Origin of the sequence: Oligella ureolytica DSM 18253 (assembly GCF_000373745.1) — a bacterium.
Lineage (GTDB): Bacteria > Pseudomonadota > Gammaproteobacteria > Burkholderiales > Burkholderiaceae_B > Oligella > Oligella ureolytica.
This window is the reverse complement of sequence record NZ_KB892324.1, coordinates 63,905-84,342: the sequence shown is the minus strand read 5'-3', so window position 1 is coordinate 84,342 and position 20,438 is coordinate 63,905. Positions and strand designations below refer to the sequence as shown.

17 protein-coding genes are annotated in these 20,438 nt (G+C 44.7%); 12 read left to right on the top strand and 5 right to left on the bottom strand.

The features are described 5' to 3' along the window. The 6 genes from tnpA to B092_RS0110400 all read left to right on the top strand — a co-directional run. Window positions 1-184, top strand: a 184-nt coding sequence (gene tnpA, locus B092_RS15175) for an IS200/IS605 family transposase (protein WP_018575184.1), incomplete at its 5' end; no start/stop codon positions are given. A gap of 144 nt (window positions 185-328) precedes the next feature. Next, window positions 329-880: a tripartite tricarboxylate transporter TctB family protein gene (locus B092_RS0110420; RefSeq protein WP_018575183.1), complete on the top strand. Its 552-nt coding sequence runs from the start codon at window positions 329-331 to the stop codon at window positions 878-880. A gap of 20 nt (window positions 881-900) precedes the next feature. Next, complete coding sequence (locus B092_RS0110415; protein WP_018575182.1) at window positions 901-2,406, top strand: tripartite tricarboxylate transporter permease; 1,506 nt, start codon at window positions 901-903, stop codon at window positions 2,404-2,406. A 42-nt stretch (window positions 2,407-2,448) separates the two neighbouring features. Continuing rightward, window positions 2,449-3,678, top strand: coding sequence for a nucleoside recognition domain-containing protein (locus tag B092_RS0110410; RefSeq protein ID WP_018575181.1), 1,230 nt, complete (start codon window positions 2,449-2,451; stop codon window positions 3,676-3,678). A 114-nt stretch (window positions 3,679-3,792) separates the two neighbouring features. After that, a complete protein-coding gene (locus B092_RS0110405; protein ID WP_018575180.1) occupies window positions 3,793-4,230 on the top strand; it encodes a hypothetical protein in 438 nt (145 codons plus the stop codon). Window positions 4,231-4,341: 111 nt separating this feature from the next. Next, window positions 4,342-5,586 carry a DUF445 domain-containing protein gene (locus tag B092_RS0110400; protein WP_018575179.1) on the top strand — a complete coding sequence of 415 codons (1,245 nt, stop codon included), beginning with the start codon at window positions 4,342-4,344 and terminating at the stop codon, window positions 5,584-5,586. Between the two features lie 14 nt (window positions 5,587-5,600). On the opposite strand, the gene B092_RS0110395 is transcribed toward B092_RS0110400, so the two are convergent. Further along, on the bottom strand, window positions 5,601-6,035 hold the full coding sequence (locus B092_RS0110395) for a PaaI family thioesterase (protein WP_018575178.1): 435 nt from the start codon (window positions 6,033-6,035) through the stop codon (window positions 5,601-5,603). A 231-nt stretch (window positions 6,036-6,266) separates the two neighbouring features. Between B092_RS0110395 and B092_RS0110390 the strand changes: the two genes are divergently transcribed. The 3 genes from B092_RS0110390 to B092_RS0110380 all read left to right on the top strand — a co-directional run bounded on the left by B092_RS0110390 (window position 6,267) and on the right by B092_RS0110380 (window position 9,013). Continuing rightward, complete coding sequence (locus B092_RS0110390) at window positions 6,267-6,581, top strand: DUF485 domain-containing protein (RefSeq protein ID WP_018575177.1); 315 nt, start codon at window positions 6,267-6,269, stop codon at window positions 6,579-6,581. Beyond that, entirely contained in the window at window positions 6,578-8,239 is a 1,662-nt protein-coding gene (gene actP / locus B092_RS0110385; protein ID WP_018575176.1) for a cation/acetate symporter ActP, read from the top strand. The genes B092_RS0110390 and actP overlap by 4 nt, the downstream gene beginning before the upstream one ends. 102 nt (window positions 8,240-8,341) lie before the next feature. After that, window positions 8,342-9,013, top strand: coding sequence for a response regulator transcription factor (locus tag B092_RS0110380; protein WP_018575175.1), 672 nt, complete (start codon window positions 8,342-8,344; stop codon window positions 9,011-9,013). Window position 9,014: 1 nt separating this feature from the next. Here B092_RS0110380 and B092_RS0110375 read toward each other — a convergent pair whose 3' ends face one another. Further along, complete coding sequence (locus B092_RS0110375) at window positions 9,015-12,491, bottom strand: hybrid sensor histidine kinase/response regulator (RefSeq protein ID WP_018575174.1); 3,477 nt, start codon at window positions 12,489-12,491, stop codon at window positions 9,015-9,017. Between the two features lie 243 nt (window positions 12,492-12,734). On the opposite strand from B092_RS0110375, the gene B092_RS0110370 reads away from it, so the two are divergent. The 3 genes from B092_RS0110370 to B092_RS0110360 all read left to right on the top strand — a co-directional run bounded on the left by B092_RS0110370 (window position 12,735) and on the right by B092_RS0110360 (window position 17,227). Continuing rightward, complete coding sequence (locus B092_RS0110370) at window positions 12,735-14,444, top strand: sulfate adenylyltransferase (RefSeq protein ID WP_018575173.1); 1,710 nt, start codon at window positions 12,735-12,737, stop codon at window positions 14,442-14,444. A gap of 137 nt (window positions 14,445-14,581) precedes the next feature. Next, a complete protein-coding gene (locus B092_RS0110365; RefSeq protein ID WP_018575172.1) occupies window positions 14,582-16,465 on the top strand; it encodes a DUF294 nucleotidyltransferase-like domain-containing protein in 1,884 nt (627 codons plus the stop codon). A 9-nt stretch (window positions 16,466-16,474) separates the two neighbouring features. Then, window positions 16,475-17,227: a 3'-5' exonuclease gene (locus B092_RS0110360; protein WP_018575171.1), complete on the top strand. Its 753-nt coding sequence runs from the start codon at window positions 16,475-16,477 to the stop codon at window positions 17,225-17,227. Between the two features lie 51 nt (window positions 17,228-17,278). Here the strand turns inward: B092_RS0110360 and B092_RS0110355 are convergent, their stop codons facing one another. The 3 genes from B092_RS0110355 to B092_RS0110345 all read right to left on the bottom strand — a co-directional run bounded on the left by B092_RS0110355 (window position 17,279) and on the right by B092_RS0110345 (window position 20,317). Continuing rightward, complete coding sequence (locus B092_RS0110355; protein WP_018575170.1) at window positions 17,279-18,286, bottom strand: ArsA family ATPase; 1,008 nt, start codon at window positions 18,284-18,286, stop codon at window positions 17,279-17,281. A gap of 16 nt (window positions 18,287-18,302) precedes the next feature. Next, entirely contained in the window at window positions 18,303-18,566 is a 264-nt protein-coding gene (locus tag B092_RS0110350; protein WP_018575169.1) for a cory-CC-star protein, read from the bottom strand. An 80-nt stretch (window positions 18,567-18,646) separates the two neighbouring features. Beyond that, window positions 18,647-20,317 (bottom strand): carbon starvation CstA family protein, encoded by a 1,671-nt coding sequence (locus B092_RS0110345; RefSeq protein ID WP_018575168.1) that lies wholly within the window; start codon window positions 20,315-20,317, stop codon window positions 18,647-18,649. Window positions 20,318-20,438 lie beyond the last annotated feature (121 nt).

Below are 20,438 nucleotides of genomic sequence, written 5' to 3'. Positions count from 1 at the left end.
AAAACTGGTTAATAGCCTAAAGGGTATATCCAGTCTTCTTATCCGAAAAAAGAACTACCCCAACATTAAAAAGAAACTGTGGAAAGGGGCTTTATGGTCGCCAAGTTATTTTGCTGGAAGCTGTGGCGGCGCGCCGATTGAAATCATTCGACAGTATATCGAGCAACAGCAAACGCCACCATAGATTCAAAGGACGGCGTTGCCGTCCGCGCTATTCACCCTCGCCCTAAACGACGAGGCTTTCCGCGCATTTTGGTAAAATCCCACCTACTCTGAGTCTCTAAGCACTCAACCATGAAAAACAACCCAATAAGGCAGAAGGATACACATGTTTATTAAGAACCAACAGAATTTCTGGTCCGGTTTAATGTTTATGATAATCGGAGCATTTTTTGCCATTCTATCCGCTACCAACTATCAACTAGGTACGGCAGCACGCATGGGACCTGGTTATTTCCCCTTTGTACTGGGTCTGTTACTGTTCGTTTTAGGTACAATAATTACCATTTTCAGCCTAGGTAAGAAGCAATCAAGCGAAGGCGATATCGAAAAGTTTGATTGGGACCTGGTCTTTATATTTCTCGGCTCTATTTTCCTCTCTGCGCTCATGCTCGACAATTTAGGCCTCTATGTCTCTATCGTCGCACTCGTTATTTTTAGCGGTTTGGCAAGCCATGAGTTTAGCTTCAAAGTGGCTTTGGGGACAGCCATTGCTCTGGTCGGGTTCTGTTATTTGGCCTTTATTAAAGGGCTGGGTTTAGTCTTTCCTCTCTACCCTGCCGAACTGGCAGATTGGTCATTGACCGCCAAAATTTTTATACCTATCGGGATGCTCATTGCGCTAAGCATTCTCTCTCGTAAGTTGATTCAAAAAGTCTAGTTAAAGGGCAATTGACTACTATGGAATTATTACAACACTTAGCTCTGGGTCTATCTGCTGCCATCACACCCGAAAATCTGTTTTATTGCTTTATGGGCTGCATATTGGGCACGCTCATCGGCATTTTGCCCGGCATTGGACCGGTGCCGACCATTGCCATGCTACTGCCTTTGACCTATGTATTACCGCCTACCGCCGGTCTTATTATGCTTGCCGGTATTTATTATGGTGCTCAATATGGCGGTTCGACCACGGCTATTTTAGTCGCTTTGCCCGGTGAAACCTCAGCCGTTGTCACGGTGCTCGATGGTCATCAAATGGCAAGAAATGGACGGGCAGGCTCTGCACTGGCCATTGCTGCACTCGGTTCATTTTTTGCCGGTACTGTTGCTACCTTCCTATTAGCGGCCTTTGCTCCTCCACTCACGGAAATCGCCTTTAAATTTGGACCGGCCGAATATTTTTCATTGATGGTAACAGGCCTGGTCGGCGCCGTTGTCCTTGCTTCAGGCTCTTTGATCAAAGCCATTTGTATGATTATTGTCGGTTTACTTATCGGTCTTGTCGGAACGGATGTAAACTCCGGCGTATCACGCTTTGACTTTAATATTCCTGAATTACAAGATGGAATTGATTTCGCAGTCATCGCCATGGGCGTATTCGGTCTTGCTGAAATTCTTAATAACTTAGCCCAACGAGAAAAACGGGTTAACATCACCGACAAAATCGGTAAACTCTACCCTAACAAACAGGAGTTTAAAGAATCCTACCCTGCGGTTATTCGTGGTACGGCGATTGGTTCGGCGCTTGGTATTTTGCCTGGTGGTGGCGCAGTACTTTCTTCTTTCGCCTCTTACACCTTAGAGAAAAAAATCACCAGACAACCGGAGCGTTTTGGTAAAGGCCACCCTGCCGGTCTGGCAGGCCCTGAGTCTGCTAACAACGCAGCCGCTCAAACCTCTTTTATCCCGCTCTTAACCTTAGGTATACCGAGCAACGCTGTCATGGCTTTAATGATCGGCGCCATGACGATTCATAATATCCAGCCTGGTCCCCAAGTAATGGCAAATCACCCCGAATTGTTTTGGGCATTGATTGTCTCTATGTGGATTGGCAATCTCATGCTGGTTATCTTGAACTTACCGCTGATTGGCCTATGGATTAAGCTCTTAAAAGTCCCGTATCGAGTCCTCTTTCCAGCGATTACACTATTCTGCGTGATAGGTGTGTACTCCCTAAACTATAACGTCTTTGATATCTATATGATGGCTATCTTCGGCATCGTCGGTTACCTCTGGACGAAGTTACGCTGTGAGGCTGCTCCCTTACTGCTAGGCGTCGTACTGGGCCCTATGCTGGAGGAAAACTTCCGCCGCGCGCTCTTATTGTCACGTGGCGACTTCAGCACCTTTGTCACCCGCCCGCTATCAGCTTCACTGCTACTTTTAGCGCTCTTCCTAATTCTTTTGGTCAGTCTACCGGCGATCAAGAAAAAACGTGAAGAGGCCTTTGTAGAAGAGGATTAATCATTCATTGGGCATAATGAGCATAACAACAAGGGAGCGGTTATGGCGTTAAATATTATTTGGATGTTTTTCTTTTTTATCACTTTCGGTGTCGCATTAATTAAATTACTCAACGGCGACACCGAGGTCTTCCAAGATATTGTTAATGCGCTTTTTGATAGCTCACAAACAGCCGCCACGATTGCTCTCGGTCTCATCGGGATTATGGCGTTTGCGCTTGGCATTATGAAAATCGGCGAACGAGCCGGCGTGATTGACTTTTTATCGCGTTTGGTGAACCCCTTCTTTCAGCACCTTTTCCCCGGCATTCCTAAAAATCACCCGGCCATGGGTTCTATCCTCATGAACTTCTCAGCCAATGCGCTAGGTCTGGACAATGCAGCAACACCACTCGGCCTAAAGGCTATGAAAGAGTTGCAAACACTCAATGACAAACCGGACACGGCAACGAATGCACAAATTATGTTCATTACGCTTAACGCATCAAGCCTGACCATCCTGCCTATTTCTATCCTTGCCTTACGCCAACAAGCAGGCGCTGCCTATCCATCAGATGTTTTTCTACCGATTCTGATTGCGACATTTTTTTCTACCCTAACCGCTTTATTATTAGTCTCTTTATATCAAAAAATTAATCTTCTAAATCGCACCGTACTGCTGTATTTAGGTAGTCTGACCGCCATCGTCATTGGTACGCTGCTCTATTTTACGAGCCTCGCACCTGAAGAAATTAATGTGATATCCAAGGTCTTCGGCAATGTCATGTTGTTCGGGATTTTTGTCTCTTTTATCTTTATGGCTTTTATCAAAGGGATCAACGCCTATGATGCCTTTATTGAAGGGGCGAAAGAGGGTTTCGAGGTAGCGGTCAAAATCATTCCCTACCTGGTCGCTATTCTTGTTGCTGTATCCGTCTTTAGAAGCTCCGGCACCATGGATTATATGGTCAATGGCGTACGTTATGTCGTCGAAATCTTAGGTTTTGATAGTCGATTTGTTGAGGCACTACCGGTAGCCTTAATGAAGCCGCTCAGTGGGTCCGGTGCCCGCGGCCTAATGGTTGAACTGATGAATGCTCGCGGTCCGGATGACTTTGCTGCACGCGCTTCAGCCATTATCCAAGGTTCGACTGAAACCACCTTTTATGTTTTAGCAGTCTATTTTGGCTCCGTCGCCATTAAGAACACTCGCCACGCACTGCCATGTGCATTAATCGCCGAATTAGCCGGCGTGGTTGTAGCAATTTTTGTGACCTATCTGTTTTTTGCTTAACTGAATCGCACTAACATTTTGTAAAAAAACTGCAATAAATGCTCACTACTCTTGTCATATTAGACAGATACAATGGGTGTTAGATGTTAGATCTAAGTTATATAGGAGTTGTAGATGAAAGTTATCGCTCACTACCAAGCACAAATTCAACGCATTCTTTTAACCACTGCACTCAGCTTTGGTTTAGCCTTGACCGGTTATAGTTTGGCACATGCCCAAGTTCGTCAGGAGACTAATGAGCATCAAGTGAGCTACCAAACCGGTGGTATCGGTCAAGAAGAGTTGGATCAGCTAAGTCAATCCGCAGCCAGCTACAACACGCAATTCAGTTTTGCCAATGCTTCTGATCGTGCTTATTTAAATAATCTTCAAGTGCGCATCATCAACGCTCAGCAAGAACTTGTATTTGAAGACAATCAGGTCGGCCCCCTACTGTATTTACAACTGACGCCCGGTACTTACGAAATAAGCGCCACGAGCAACGGGGCTGAGAAGAAACTTAAATTTATCGCCAAGGACGATACAACCCTCAAAGAGGTTATTACTTGGTAATTTAAATATACCCTTTCTTATCCGCATAAGCTCATTCTCAGTACAATGATAAAGTCTGTGTTTAATATCGTCACAGACTTTGTCATTTTCTGCAGCTAACAACCAAGACACATGAGCGATCAACAACGCAAGGAAAAACAGCTCCGCCTTCATAAAGCCCGCGCCACAGGTCTCTTTGCCCTGATGGTCGTGATTTTTATTGCTTGCATCATTTTTCAAGATGAATCTTCACCACGCTGGCTAGGCTACCTACGCGCTTTTTCTGAAGCAGCCATGGTTGGTGCATTGGCTGACTGGTACGCAGTGACGGCACTTTTTCATCACCCCTTAGGTCTAAAAATACCGCACACCAATATCATTAGAAAAAAGAAGACGCAAATTGGTGATAATTTAGGCAAATTTATCGTCGATAAATTTCTTAGTGATGACAATATTCGCCCCTATATTGAGCGCTTACAACCATCGAAATTTGTTGTTGATTGGTTATCCAAAGCAAGCACGCGAGAAGTCATTACCCGCGAAGGCTCTGCACTTATCTTAGATACCTTACACAAACTGGACGATAGAGAGGTCGTGGCCTTTATTAAAAAGCAGGGTTTAGCGATGTCTGACGGCATGGAAGCTCATAAAGTGGCCGCCGGTGTCATTGATTTTGTGCTGGATAAACGATGGCACCAAGAGTTTATCACCACCATTTCACAAGAGATTAGAAACTATATAGTCCACAATCACAAGGACATTTATAACTTAGTCCAAGAAAAAAGTTATAAGCTGATTCCTGACGCGGTAGACAAGAAAATTGCCAAGGAGATCACTATTTCCCTAATCACCTTTTTACTGGAACTGGAAAACGATCCGAAGCACGCGGTTTATCGAGAAATTCCTGCACGACTATGGGAGCTCAAACATCAAATTCTAACCGACGAAACATGGCATAAAAACCTCAACTCCATCAAAGAAGACTTGATGCAAGACGAGAAACTGGAACGCTTTGCTTATGATATTTGGTATAGCCTCAAGCAATCAGTCATCACCGCGATAGAGGCCGACGAATCCACACTCAAAACGCAGCTACACCGACAAATCACTAGGCTGGCGGAGAACCTGCAACAAAATAACACACTGCTGGCAACACTCGATCCGTGGGTTCACAAAGTAGCTTATCGATATTTCCGCAAAAATCGTCACCAAATCGCGTTATTTATCAGTACGACAGTGAGCAACTGGGAAGCTGACAGACTCAACAACACCTTAGAATTGGAAGTGGGTAAGGACTTACAATATATCCGTATCAACGGCACCCTGATTGGCGGCTTAATCGGCTTAGTGATTCATTTTATTAACAGCTTACTCTAAGTCCCTCTCACCCACTACTTATTTGCCGGGATAGCGTATGTGCCGACCACGTGGCACACTGCTTTGTCCTCTTGTCCCTCAGAATAAATATAAACCTCACCTACCGCCAGGGTACGTCCCAATTTCAGCAAATTACAATCGGCAATTAGATTTTTACCACCTTCCGGTTTTCTTAAAAAAGACACATTGAGATTGGTCGTGACCGCCAAAGGAACAATACCGATTTCACCCAAAATAGCAATATATAACGTCACATCAGCCAGCCCCATCATGGTGGGCCCGGATATGGTGCCACCCGGGCGTAAGTCCGCATCAGTCACCACATGTCGTACACGTGCACGGCCATCACCAACGCTCAATACATCAACCGGCATTTGTGGAAAATCGGTTGCCAAAAAAGCGGTGATTTCCTCAATCTCAGCTTTTTCAAGTTTTAACTCACTACTCATGCTAAACCCCTATATCGTTAACCCTGTCATAGACTGGGAGCCCTGTACTTACTGGCTTAGAAGCCACCTAATCCTAGATCTACTACCAAAGTCTTGTATTCAAAAAAATCTACTAAAAGTATATTAATTTTCAGAGTGCTATCAAAGCGCCAGCGATTGCAATAGACGCAATCTTTCAAACCTCAATTAAAACCAAGTAACACAATAATAACTATTACTCAGGAGACAATTATGACTACTTCTAGCGATCATATCGCCAAGTTGATAGCCAATCCGAAGTATCAAGCGTTGGCCAGCAAAAGAAATGGTATTAACAATACCTTCTTTATTATCATGTTGGTGATTTATGCCGGATTCATCTTATTAGTGGCTTTCGCCAACCATCTCATGGGTCAGCCTATCGGTAATATGACCATGAGTGTCGGTATTGCATTAGGCACGTTAGTACTGATCAGTGCAAGTGTCCTCATTATCATTTACACCATTATTTGTAACAAAATAATGGATCCAGCGCTTAAAGAAGTTCTTAAGGAGATTCAAGAATGACTAAACTGTTTGCGACTCTCTTTTTATTAGCAGGCTCCAGCTCCATCGCTCATGCTGCTACCGGTGGCCCCAGTATGCCGGCCATCATCATGTTCTTAATCTTTATTGCGGCTACCATGGGTATTACTTGGTGGGCTGCACGTAAGACTCAATCCACCTCAGACTTCTACACCGCAGGTGGCGGTATTTCCGGTTTCCAAAACGGCTTAGCCATTGCCGGTGACTACTTATCAGCCGCATCCTTCTTAGGTATTGCCGGTATGGTATATGTCAGCGGCTTTGATGGCATGGTGTACGCCATTGGCTTTATGTTCGGTTGGCCAACGGTGATGTTCTTAATCGCAGAGCGCTTACGTAACCTCGGCAAATATAACTTTGCTGACGTTACTGCTTTCCGTTTAAAGCAAACACAAATGCGTACGCTAGCCGCCAGTGCCTCACTACTCATTATCTGCTTATACTTAATTGCACAGATGGTCGGTGCCGGTAAGCTCATCGTGTTACTTTTTGGTATTAACTACAAATTCGCCGTTATCATCGTTGGTGCTCTAATGATGATTTACGTCGCTTTTGGTGGTATGACCGCAACGACTTGGGTACAAATCATTAAAGCCGTACTGATGCTATTCGGTGCCAGCTTAATGACCTTCTTAGTACTCAAAGGCTTCAACTTTAACGTCGACTTCATGCTAGAAAAAGCGGTGGAAATTCACCGAGATGGTCCTGGTATCTTGGCCCCTGGCCAGAGCCTGATTTCTAACCCGATTAACGCGTTATCTCTCGGTTTAGCATTAGCCTTAGGTACTGCCGGTTTACCACATATCTTGATGCGCTTCTTTACTGTTGCCAACGCCAAAGAAGCTCGTAAGTCAGTTATTTGGGCCAGTACCTTTATCGGTTACTTCTACCTCTTAACCTTCATCATCGGTTTCGGTGCAATTTGGTACCTCAGCCAGAACCCTGAGCTATTTAATCGCGGCCCTGATGGTAGCTTCGACTTAATTGGCGACCTCATTGGCGGTACCAACATGGTAGCCGTTCACTTAGCCAATGCGGTCGGTGGTGAGTTATTACTGGGCTTCTTAGCAGCTGTTACTTTTGCAACCATCGTGGCTGTTGTTGCCGGCTTATCACTCGCGGGTGCCGCTGCAATTTCTCATGACTTGTATGACAACGTCATCGCCAAAGGTAATGTGACCGAAGAGCAAAAGATGCGTATTTCTCGTCTATCTACCATTGCACTAGGTATCTTAGCGATTATCTTGGGTATCGTGTTTGAGAATCAAAACGTAGCCTTCATGGTGGGCTTAGCTTTCGCTATTGCAGCGAGCTCTAACTTCCCTGTGCTGGTGCTATCTATCTCATGGCGCGGTTGTACTACTCGCGGTGCTACGATTGGTGGCTTCATCGGTTTATTTACCGCGACTGTGTGGGTCGTATTAAGCTCTACCGTTTGGGTCGATGTATTTGGTTTCGCTGAGGCCATTACACCATTCCCTAACCCAGGCATTCTTTCTATCCCGTTAGCGTTTATCTCAATTTGGTTCTTCTCTGTTACCGATAAGAGTGCAGACGCTGCCACAGAAAAAGCTGCTTTCGACGGCCTAAGCGTACGCGCTCAAACAGGCCTCGGTGTCAGCCAAGCATCTGCTCACTAAGTTGCGATTAGCCTATATGTACATTTAAGCAATTAAATATGCATATAATAAAGGGGGTCAATTATCTCAATTGTACCCCTTTTGCTTTTTCGGATAACTTAGATGAATGAATTATTAATCGCTGATGACCACCCTTTATTTCGTGAGGCATTACGGGGTTTAGTTGGTAAGCATTATCCCAGTGCCAACATTTACGAAGCTGAAAATACTGACTCATTATTTGCTTTAGTCGACGCTCACGCCGAAGCCGACCTGTTATTACTAGACCTCAATATGCCCGGTGCCGAGGGCTACAGTTCTCTCGTCTTTTTACGTTCACATCACCCACAATTACCGATTGCTATCATCTCTGCGCACGAGGATCCTGTATTGATGCGTCGAGCCGTTGATCACGGCGCGATGGGTTATATTCCAAAATCAGCTGATACTGATATGCTCTGTGAGGCCATCGATCAAATATTGATGGGTAATATTTGGTTGCCTAAAAACGCACAAAGTACGCCAGCAGTCAGCAGTAAAGAAAAAGAAGCGGCAAAACTGGTTAGCCAACTGACACCCCAACAATTACGGGTTTTGCAAAAAGTCACTAGCGGTCAATTAAACAAGCAAATTGCTTATGATCTGGGGGTTTCTGAAACAACAATTAAAACCCATATGACCGCCATTTTACGCAAACTCGGTGTCAATAATCGCACGCAAGCCGTTCTACTGGCTTATGAACTGGAGCTACAAAACAAAACAGAACAAGAGCTACTTGATTTTTTAGATGAATAGATTATTTGAGGCCATCAAATTTAGGCTTAACACTCTCATACTGGGCAGTTAAAAACGAACGTAAACTGGCCGCTTTAACCGGTTTTGTAAGCACAATATAGCCGCGTTGTCTGGCCTTGTTACGCAACTCATCGCTACCATCGGCCGTTAGCAAAGCACCATGCAAATGGCGGGCATTGTCTCGCAAAGCGTCTAAACTGTCTAAACCATCCAATCGATCATGCAGATGATAATCAACTAACAGCACATGAGGCTTTTGATCCATCATCTGCAAGGCATCATCTATCGTCGTAGCAGCAATAACCTCTACTCCCCATTGAGTTAACAATACCTGCATGCCCTGCAAAATCTCCAAGTCATTATCAAGACACAATACTCGCATACCTGATAAAGACGACGCAGCAGAGCTATGTGGGAGATGCTCTTGTTGGTGATTTTTCTCTTTCTCATTGGCCAAGGGTACGCTGACACTGAACATACTCCCCTTGCCTACCTCTGACCTGACCGCCAAGGTATGACCTAACAGAACCGAGATACGCTGACAAATTGACAGGCCTAAACCAAGCCCTCGCTCACCCCAATCAAAGCTTTGTTCATAACGTTGAAACTCATCAAAAATCTTTTCCAGGTGATTAGGTGGAATACCTTGCCCACTATCCCACACCTGAAACTCAACCTGATTGCCACGTACTCGACCGCCAAGAATAATCCGCCCTTCTTGGGTATAACGTAAGGCATTGGCTAAGAAGTTCTGTAAAATTCGACGCAATAAACGCATATCGCTCCGCACATAAACCGGTTTCATATGAAGACTTAAACGTAACTTCCTACGCTTTGCAGAAGGCGCATATTGCTGATATAAGTCGTCCAAAAGCTCCTGCGCATTGAAAACCTGAATTTCTGCCTGCATTCTGCCCGACTCCAACTGAGAAATATCCAATAACCCTTCTAATAATTCTTCAGCTGCGCGCAAAGAGGTATCTACCCTCTCTGCTAAGTGGCGCATTTGCTCAGCATCGTCATCAACATCTTGGAGTGATGTCGCGAATAATCTGGCCGCATTAATCGGTTGTAATACATCATGACTCACTGCTGTTAAGAAATAGCTACGTAACCGCTGAGCCTTTTCAGCCGCTTCAGTTCGCTCAGCAACCCGTTGCTCCAGATTCATATTAATTTCCAACAGCTCTTTTTCGACTCGTTTAAAATCTGTCACATCGGTATAGCTGGTCACGTAACCACCGCCCGGAAGGGGTCGCCCACGTATTTCAATCACTTGATTATCTTGAATCAAGCGCTGAGCCGAATAAGAACTGCCTTCAAGCATATAGTTCAAACGGCGCTCGACTGACTCGGTGACATTACCACTATCAACCAAACGCAACCGACCGCGCATCGCATTAAAATACATGATATCTGACACCGGCTGCCCAAGCTTTAGTAGGCTGGGAGGTAAATCAAGGAATTCCTTATACTTTTGATTCCATGCGACTAAGTTCATATCCGCATCAACCACACTAATACCCTGTTCCAGATTTTCCAGCGTTGATGTCAATACATCACGATTAAAACTGAGCTCTTGTCTCGTTTCATCAAGCACCGAAACAATGACATCAACCTCGACCCCGGAACCACGTAGCGCGCTTCCTAAAACTAATCTCGCAGAAGCGGCACCGACCACCGCGGCCAGCATCAACTCAGTAAACTGAACCCATTCGGCATCCGCCTTTAAATCCTTACTAAGTACCAATCCCCGCTCTTTAGCGTGGATTTCAAAGGACCACATCGCTCTCGCCTCACCCACAATCCGGCCACTAATAACGAGTAAATCATGAACTAATAAGTTACCCGGTACATTCATTGTCTCTAAACGACGATTTTTGGCATAGGGGTCCAAGAAAGTTCTGGCACGCAATCTTTCGGCAAGACTGGGGCCTTTGAGCAAGGAAATTAGTAGAAAAAAACTGGTGTTAAATATGAGCGACCAAAACGTACCATGAGTTAATGGGTCCATACTGCCAAAGCCAAATAGCCGATACGGTATGAGCCACTCAATGCCAAAAGGACCTCTTTCAACCCACGCATCAGAAAACCACCCGGCATCTGCTAAGGCTGGCAATAGCAAGGTGTAAGCCCACACCAAAGAGCCTATGGCTAAACCTACCTCAACACCGCGACGACTTGCACCAAGCCAGCTTAAACCGCCGATCAAGCCCGGCGCAAACTGCACCACCGCAGCAAAAGCCATTAAGCCGTAAGCAGATAAAGCAGTTTCTGAACCGGTGCCCGCATAGTAACCATAGGCAGCCATCACTAAAAAAAACACTGCTCCGCGACGCACCCACAATAAGGTCTTGGAGTAATCGCCACGGCTCCCTTCGGCCCAACCACGACGCAACAAATAGGGCATGATTAAGTCATTACTGACCATGGTCGATAACGCCACGCTAGTCACAATCATCATGCCGGTAGCGGCTGAAAAGCCACCGATATACACTAATAAGGCTAACGCCTTTTGTGCTTTATATAATGGCAAAAGCAACACATAACTATCGACCATCACGGCGGTAGTTGCGGCCGATGAGTCTTCAAAGACATTAAATGCAACCATCGTAATAGGCAGGACCATCAAGGCGATCAACACCAAATACAGGCTAAAAATCCAACGTGCAGAGCGGATATCTCTAACATCGCCACTCTCAACAATCGCCACATGGAACTGACGTGGCAAACAAATGACGGCAGCAAAAGCCAGTAAGGTTTGACCGACGAAACTCATGGAGGAGGTATGCTGTGTCAAGGTATGAATCGCCCCCACAGCATCTAAATCATCGACCGTCAGCCAAATAAAAGCAAAGATACCGACGGCTATCAAGGCGACTAATTTAATCAATGACTCCGCTGCAATGGCTAACATCAAACCGGGGCGATGCTCGGTCGCATCCGCTTGGCGAGTACCGAAAACAATCACAAAAAGTGCCATTAGTGCAGCCACATAGAGCGCCGGATCACCGAAAATAATTGATGATATTTCATGACCTATAAACACCCCAATGCTCATCGTCACGGCCTTAAACTGCAAGGCTAGGTATGGCACGACAGCGACTAAAGCAACGATCGTCACTAAGCCGGCTAACCGCTGTGAACGCTCATAGCGACTCGCCATAAAGTCAGAAATGGAGACGATTTTTTGGGTCTGAGCAGCTAGCGCCAAGCGCTCTAAAAAACGCCAAAAAAAAACCATCATCAAAAATGGCCCTAAATAAATAGGTAGGTAGCCCCAGCCATGGCGCACTGCGCTTCCTACGGCACCATAAAAAGTCCAAGAAGAGCAATAAACAGCAAGCGCTAAACTATAAACCGTCGGCCGCAGCCAAGCTCGCTTTTCATACAGAGGATAACGATCACCTGCCCACGCAATGCCAAACAAAATGGCCAAATAAATAAATGAGGCCAAAATCACCCAAGTTGGTGACATATGCTCTCCTACTTTAGTCGAGTCCCCTGTTTTTTATGAGAACTTTGGATGTATATTGTAGATATGATAATAAAAGCTCATAACTATTACTAACTATTACAACTCAAGTTAGTGTTATCGCTAAGTCCTACTTATTAGTAGCGCTTGATCGATATCAAACTATAACCATAAGAGCTACAAATAACGATGGTCGAATTAATCGACAAGAATTAATTAAAACCTAAAACAAAGCATGGAGACATTATGCCTTACCCAGAATTAAATTTTGACAAGTACCCACAAAAGCCTCACGGCGGTGTGTTAGTTGATCAGCTTGTACCGGAAGACAAGCGTGCTTCTGAAATTGAGCGTGCACGCTCATTGCCAAGTATCCGTATTGACCTTGAAGCAGTCATCACCATTGAGATGATTTGTACCGGTGTACTATCACCCATCAAGGGGTTTATGGTCAAAGATGACTACATGTCTGTACTTGAAAAAGGACGCCTCAGTGACGGCACGATTTGGCCGGTACCTATCAGTTTTGCTCCAATTGGTGATCGTAACGCTGAGATTATCGCCGGTCTAGAGGTAGGTAGCGAGGTAGCACTCATTGACTCTTCTAATGAGCCGGTTGCTATTTTAGCCATCGAGGATATTTTTGACTATGATAAAGAGCATCGCGCACAGAGTTTATTTGGTACCACAGACCGCAATCACCCCGGCGTAGATTCCATTCATCGCCGTATGGGTAATAAATCCCTTGGTGGTACTTTACACTTATTACAGCGTGCTGACTGGGGACCGTTTGAGAAGCTTCGTTTAGAGCCCAAAGACACCTGGAGAATGTTCTACGAAGAGCGCGGTTTTAAGAGTGTCGCCGGCTTTATTACCGGTGCTAACCCGCTACACCGCGGTCACGAGTACATTCATCGTAATGCCTTAGAAGAGGTTGACGGCGTTTTCTTACAGCCACTCGTTGAAATGGCTAAGCGTGAGTATGTACGTCATGAGTATCGTATGTTGGCCTATCGTAACGTACTGGATACTTACTATCCAAAAGATCGTGCTATCTTAGGTCCACTACGCGTTACCTATATTTTTGCAGGCCCTCGTGAGGCAGTTTTACACGTACTCCTCATGAAAAACTACGGTTGTACCCATGCTCTCATTGGTCGTGACCACGCTGGTACCGGTAGCTACTATGACAAATACGCAGCACATAGCATCTTTGATGAGTACACGCCCGAAGAAATGGGTATTGATGTACGCTTTTTCCAAGAGGTTTTCTACTGCACTCGCTGCTCAAGCCATGCGACAGAAGCTACATGCCCGCACGATGAGCGCTTCCGTTTAAACATTTCCGGCACCGGCATTCGAGAGATGCTACGCTACGGTTTCGTACCACCTAAAGAGGTTATCCGTCCGGAGTCTGCTTTAGCCGGTATGCAGGGTGTACAGCCTAAGGGTGTTGATGCTGATGGCAAAGGTGTTTTACCGGTCGGTAAGGTAATTAAGAGTATGTACCCTTACTACACGCACTACACCCGTCTTGGTGGTTCCAAGCGTCGTGTACCTTTAGAGATGGAGAAGTTGACCCTCCTCGATTTAGAGCAAGCGACCTTTGATGCGCGTTATCATGCGACCGACATTTACAAAGACGTCTATGGTGAATACACCGCATTACTTGATCATAACCGTACGCTACAACCAACATGGCGTGGCGACGCTCGTCGTGATATGGTCCGTATGCAAGAGCGCACTATCTCTGACTTACAAGAGAAATTATCCAATGCGCCAGAGGTTGCATCCGATGAGTTTATGTATCAAGACCGTGCTGAGGTTGAAAAAGAGATCGAAGTTGCCAAAAAGCTACTGACCGATGCGCCTTCAGCCATCGATATCGATACGCTCGCTGAACGTTGTTGGAACGTTTTAGAATACAAGCGATATCGCGGTGCGGATAATGACTAACATCTAAACTCCACTTCCTAGGCCTTAATCCCTATCAATTAAGGCCCAGGAGTTTCCTTAACTCTTAAGCGTAACCGGCCTTCTCATTATTGCGGTTACGCTTTTTCATGTAAACAGCAATCAAATTGAGGTGATTCATGGATGAAGTTATTAAAGCAACAATCACTCATTTACGGCAATACTATCCATTCCAAAAAATGGAAACACCCTTTTTGACACTGCTTGCCGAACACTGCGAAACTAATTACTTCAAAGCCAACGAAGTCATCATGGACGTAACAACTGATGGCCCTCCCGACCTGTTTATCATTGTCAAACAGGGCTTAGTAGAAAGCCTTCGCGGTGCAAAAGACCCCGCTCACCTAAAAAGCTCCTTTGAATATGAAGAAGGTGATGCCTTCCCCTATGGACCGCTCATTTCCAATCAGCCCAACACCAGTCAATTTATTGCCATCACTGATTGCTTTGTCTATCAGGTGCCAGCCGCTATCTTCCATCGCTTGCGAGAAGAATGCCCCATCTTTAAGGGATTTTGCGTGGCGCGATTGGCCTCTTTATTAGAAGAGTCTAAGCGCATTATCCAAAACCATCATGTCAACAAGCAAAGTGATGAACAGCCCTTATCACTCGAACTAGGTGCCGTAATCAAACGTGAAGTGATTACTTGCCAACCCGATACACCACTAAAAGAAGTGCTTATGATATTGGCCGAGACTAATATCGGTTCCATGGCAATTGTCAACGAAGACAGTCAACCACTGGGAATTTTTACACTTAACGATGTCTTGCGCCGAGTGACTATCCCTGAAGCAGATTTAAATAGTCCAATTGCGGACTTTATGACGGTCGACCCCATTGCACTATATGCTGATGACTTAGCTTACGAAGCTGCTCTGATTATGGCGAAGCATGGTTTTAGGCATATTTTTGTGATCAACAATCACAGAAAGCTACTTGGCGTTATTTCTGAGCGCGATCTATTTGCCCTCCAACGTGTGGGCCTAACAGACATTTCGCAGGGCATCGAAGTCGCAAAAAATTTAGACGATCTAAAACTCAGCCTACAACATATTAAAAAGCTCGCTAAAAACATGATGGCGCAAGGCATCGCTATCGAACAATTAACCCATCTTATTTCACATCTAAATGATCAAGTAGTTAGAGCAACGATTAAACTACGCTTTAATGATCACCCAGAGGTTGAGCAAATTGATTTTGCTTGGATTGCCATGGGCTCTGAGGGGCGTGACGAACAGCTTTTTTATACAGATCAAGACAATGGCATCATTTTTAAAGATAATGACAACCGAGCAAGTACCCGCGCAACCTTATTGAGTTTTGCCAAAGACGTTAATAACGACCTGGATAAGTTGGGTTTTCCACTCTGTACCGGCAATATTATGGCCATGAACCCAGAGTGCTGCTTAAGCGATACTGAGTGGCGCCAACGCTTTAGCCACTGGATCAATAACCCCGACCCTGAGGCGTTATTAAACGCCACTATTTACTTTGACTTCAAAGGGATTGCTGGCAATGTATCACTTGCTGAGCAACTCAGGGACTGGCTGAGCAACTTTGTGTCTAGCGAGGGCTTATTCCTACGCTTTATGACTCAAAATGCCCTACGTAATCGCCCACCACTAGGTTTATTTAAGGAATTCGCTACACGCGATGATGACACGATTAATTTAAAATTCAATGGTTCAGCCATTATTGTCGATATTGCCCGTATTTTGGCCTTAAAGCACGGTTCTCACGCTACCAATACAGTGGAACGCCTAAGTGATGTGATGACTAAGGGAGACTTACAGGCCAAACAAATTCAAGGTTGCATTGAAAGCTTTGCTTTTATTCAGTTAATCCGCATGAAGCACCACTTTGAATTAGAGGACAAAGGCTTACCGCTCAGTAATAACATCAATCCACAGCAACTGGATGATTTAAGCAAACGTGTACTGAGAGAAAGTTTTCGTCTGATGCGCAATATTCAACATAGCCTTGCGCACAAATATCGGCTCTAGGATGATGTGATGTCATTACTGCATTCTATCTTTTCTAGAAAAAAAGCACCCGCTCCGATGCTTAGTCAAGATATTCAACGTAGACTAAGCGCTTGGCAAGCCTTGCCTACTACCAACCTAAGAAAGACCTTTATGGAAAGCGACTTTGTGGTACTTGACCTAGAGACCAGTGGTTTTTCCTTTAAAAATGATCAACTAATCGCCATTGGTGCCTGTCGTATAGAAAATGGTTTAATCCCTCTGGCTAAGTCCTTTCAAATTATCCTGAAACAAGATGAGAGTAGCAGCAAAGAAAATATCCTTATTCACCATATTGGTGACAGTGACCAACGCTCTGGCATTGAGCCTGCTGAGGCCTTAATGCAGTTTTTAGAATTTATGGCTAAAGCTCCTCTCATTGCCTATCATGTAGGTTTTGACCAACCCATGTTGGATAAAGCGCTAAGGCAGCATCTAGGCATTGAACTAAAGCAGCACACCTGGTTTGATGTGGCTTTCCTCGCTCCCCTCTTTTTGCCTGACATAAGTACCAAACGTCAGAGTCTGGACTTCTGGGCCTCACATTTTCAAATCAAAAACCCTGCTCGACATCATGCTGTCTTTGACGCTATTGCAACGGCTGAGCTAATGCAAATTGTCATGAAGCAAGCACTAAAAAGCAGCAGCTCGCTTTCTATCGGTCAAAGCATGGAGCTGCAAACACTCTATAAAATGGAGCAACGCGCTCGAAAAACTCATCGCCAACTACATGGCACCCAGTAGAATATAGGGTCGCAAGTCAAACGCCACGACCTAGTCACACTCCAACACAGTTTAAGATTGTGCCTTTTTATAAGAAATTGTACTCAAACTACCCAATGCGTCCACTCCACGAATATCTTTTGCCTGTAGGCCGTAATAATATCTATTTTGCTTTGGAAAGTCTTTTTCAATTTCACTAATAATCCCTGCTTGACGCTCATAACGACTTTTCCAAAAACTATTACCTTCTTCAGGCTCAGGCAACACCTGATTAATAATCAAATGATGACACGGCATCTTAAAATGTGACAATTGATATACTGCACGACGGGTTTCGGCGAGTGGTAACATTTCTGGAATCATCACCAATACGATACTGCAACGTGACTGATCATCAAGAATGTGTCCGGCATCGTGGAATAATTCTTGCCGCTTTTTCAGTACATCTAGGGCTTTGGCCCATCGACTATTTTTGTCTTCACTCATCAACTCAGGTTGCTCATCTGCTTTTTTATCCCAAAAAGGCTTAGCCGCCTCACGCATCTTTTGCTGGCGACCCTGTTGGCTCATCAAGCCTTCGGTCCAAGCATTCATCAATTTCGGCAACTCAAGTAGACGCAAAGTATGGCCCGTAGGAGCCGTATCAAAAACCACATGCTCAAAGCCTAGCTTAGGATAATCAACAATATAACGGCACATGGCTTCTAATACTGCTGCCTCCTCCGCACCTGGCGAAGCTTTTGACGCCTCAAGGTGTTCTTTCAGCTTAGAAATCATTTCGGGCATCGCATAACCCTTAATCGTATCCATGACCTGAGAAAAATGCTCATCGACAATTTTGTGAGGACTCATTTCCACCGCTGACAGGTTGTCATTAATCTTGGTTATTTCTCCACTTAATTGATATTGCAAAACATCACCAAGACTATGAGCAGGGTCAGTTGAAACAATTAACACTTTTTTACCACTAGCGGCTAAACGTGTGGCTAAAGAAGCTGCATGGGTTGTCTTCCCAACGCCCCCTTTACCACCTACAAATATCACTGACTTATTGGACACATCAGTTAATAACTCATCCATAATTTCTCCCTCGACACTAACAACAACCAAAACGATCTAAAGGTGAATGCTCCATCCCCATACGTAAATGCCACTCATGAAATTCCTCCATCAAAATAGGCTGCAGCTCTAAAGTGTAATAGCTCATGCTATTAGGTATCCCTAAACTTTCAGCAAAGACGATCAACATAAATAAATCTTGCTCATCTCGATAGGCACGACTTAATGTGCGACGATATGGTGCGTGATAAAACTCATCCAACCCCTCTAAAAAGGCCTGGATTTTATTTCGAATAGGCATAAAACCACCCCCTATTGACAACATAAGCCTTGATGCTCGATTGAGCACAAGGCTTATATTTATTTAAAACAAAGAACTAATTAGCTGCTGGCTTTTTTAGGCCAGAAACGTTTTAGTGTTGAAACACTCTCTAAAATCACGAGAATAGAGCACGCTAAGATAATGATATCTAAAACAATTAATAACCAATTACCTTGAGCATAGAACTGCTTTAACTGTAGCAATAAGGCGATGACTGTCATAAAGAGTAAAAACACCATTGGAATTAATGTATACCATACTCGACGCCCTGCTTTAAGCAACATCACACTAACAACCAAGAGCGTTAAACCAGCCATGATTTGGTTAGTTGTACCAAATAAAGGCCAAATAATCATACCACCGGAACCATCTAGACCGCCTGCACCAAAAGCTAATAAGGCGCAGCAAGCTACTGCAAAAATAGTCGCAGGTGGACCTTTTTTCAAGGTCTTGATATTGTACTGCTCACCCCATTCTTGGAATATATAGCGCTGTAAACGTACCCCTGTATCCATGGTTGTACCTGCAAATAAGGCAGCCATCACAGTGAGCATCGTTGCAGAAAGCTCAGGACTGATACCAACACCCTCGTGTATAATCGCAGCACCACCAGTAATAAAGGCAGCAGCACCACCTTGACCAAATGAGTGATAAACCGCTTGCCAATCGACTAAGGTCGCAAAACCAGCAGTTGCAGCTAAGATCGATGCTAAAGCAAGCATCCCTTCACCCATCGCTCCGAAGTAGCCAACAAAACGCACATCTGTTTCTTTATTAATTTGCTTAGAGGTAGTACCTGTTGCGACAATACCATGGAAGCCTGAAATCGCACCACACGCAATCGTCACAAACAGTAATGGCATTATCGACGGCGTATTAGCCGGCAAATCCGTATTGTAAGCAGGCGCTACTATCTCTGGCTGATAAATCAAGAAAGAAACATATAAAACTATTAAACCAATAAATAGTTGCAAGCCATTAATGTAGTCACGAGGCTGCAGTAACATCCATACTGGCAAGATTGAAGCAACGGCGGCATAGACGAATAAGAAAATAATCCACCAAGCATTGGCCGGTAACCCCATCATCTCAGAAGGCAAGACAACAGGTACCATTGGACCAATATAAATGAGAAGATAGAGAGCGACCACACCAATTAAAGACACTAAGGGCAGATTAAGCTTCCAGCGGTAAATCGCTTGACCGATAAAGAAGGCTACCACTAAAGCACCCCACACGGGAACAACAGCAGATGGCGTTTTGATCATCATGCCAGCAATTACGACTGCAAACACTGCATTAACCATCAAGAGTAATAAGAAAATCACGACTGAGAATAAGGCTCTTGCGCGCTTACTGATCACAATACCTGAAACGGCACCGATAGAAAGACCGCGGTTACGCACACTAGACCAAATGGCAGCCATATCATGTACACCAGCGAAGAAAATCGTCCCAAAGACGACCCATAAGAAGGCAGGGAACCATCCCCAAATCACAGCGACTGCTGGACCCACAATAGGCGCTGCTCCAGCGACGGAAGTGAAGTGATGTCCCCAAAGCACGAACTTATTGGTTGGCACAAAATCAACGCCGTCGTTGAACTCATGTGCAGGTGTTTTAAAGTCAGGATCTAAAGCAAAAATTTTCTCGGATATAAAGCGCGAATAGATAAAATATCCCAGCGACATTAAACCCAATCCGATAATCAGGATGACGACAGAGTTCATATTCAAATACTCCTCGATAAAATGAATGTAGCTGAGCACTCACACATCAGAGATAGCACCTCATAGCGATGGCTAATTGATACAGTTTAAGCTCAGACTAAACGTCATTCTATAATGGTGT

Excerpts from the sequence above, each read along its gene's own strand:
- B092_RS0110420 (WP_018575183.1), top strand. The coding sequence starts at position 329 with ATGTTTATTAAGAACCAACAGAATTTCTGGTCCGGTTTAATGTTTATG.
- B092_RS0110415 (WP_018575182.1), top strand. The coding sequence starts at position 901 with ATGGAATTATTACAACACTTAGCTCTGGGTCTATCTGCTGCCATCACA.
- B092_RS0110410 (WP_018575181.1), top strand. The coding sequence starts at position 2,449 with ATGGCGTTAAATATTATTTGGATGTTTTTCTTTTTTATCACTTTCGGT.
- B092_RS0110405 (WP_018575180.1), top strand. The coding sequence starts at position 3,793 with ATGAAAGTTATCGCTCACTACCAAGCACAAATTCAACGCATTCTTTTA.
- B092_RS0110400 (WP_018575179.1), top strand. The coding sequence starts at position 4,342 with ATGAGCGATCAACAACGCAAGGAAAAACAGCTCCGCCTTCATAAAGCC.
- B092_RS0110395 (WP_018575178.1), bottom strand. The coding sequence starts at position 6,035 with ATGAGTAGTGAGTTAAAACTTGAAAAAGCTGAGATTGAGGAAATCACC.
- B092_RS0110390 (WP_018575177.1), top strand. The coding sequence starts at position 6,267 with ATGACTACTTCTAGCGATCATATCGCCAAGTTGATAGCCAATCCGAAG.
- actP (WP_018575176.1), top strand. The coding sequence starts at position 6,578 with ATGACTAAACTGTTTGCGACTCTCTTTTTATTAGCAGGCTCCAGCTCC.
- B092_RS0110380 (WP_018575175.1), top strand. The coding sequence starts at position 8,342 with ATGAATGAATTATTAATCGCTGATGACCACCCTTTATTTCGTGAGGCA.
- B092_RS0110375 (WP_018575174.1), bottom strand. The coding sequence starts at position 12,491 with ATGTCACCAACTTGGGTGATTTTGGCCTCATTTATTTATTTGGCCATT.
- B092_RS0110370 (WP_018575173.1), top strand. The coding sequence starts at position 12,735 with ATGCCTTACCCAGAATTAAATTTTGACAAGTACCCACAAAAGCCTCAC.
- B092_RS0110365 (WP_018575172.1), top strand. The coding sequence starts at position 14,582 with ATGGATGAAGTTATTAAAGCAACAATCACTCATTTACGGCAATACTAT.
- B092_RS0110360 (WP_018575171.1), top strand. The coding sequence starts at position 16,475 with ATGTCATTACTGCATTCTATCTTTTCTAGAAAAAAAGCACCCGCTCCG.
- B092_RS0110355 (WP_018575170.1), bottom strand. The coding sequence starts at position 18,286 with ATGGATGAGTTATTAACTGATGTGTCCAATAAGTCAGTGATATTTGTA.
- B092_RS0110350 (WP_018575169.1), bottom strand. The coding sequence starts at position 18,566 with ATGCCTATTCGAAATAAAATCCAGGCCTTTTTAGAGGGGTTGGATGAG.
- B092_RS0110345 (WP_018575168.1), bottom strand. The coding sequence starts at position 20,317 with ATGAACTCTGTCGTCATCCTGATTATCGGATTGGGTTTAATGTCGCTG.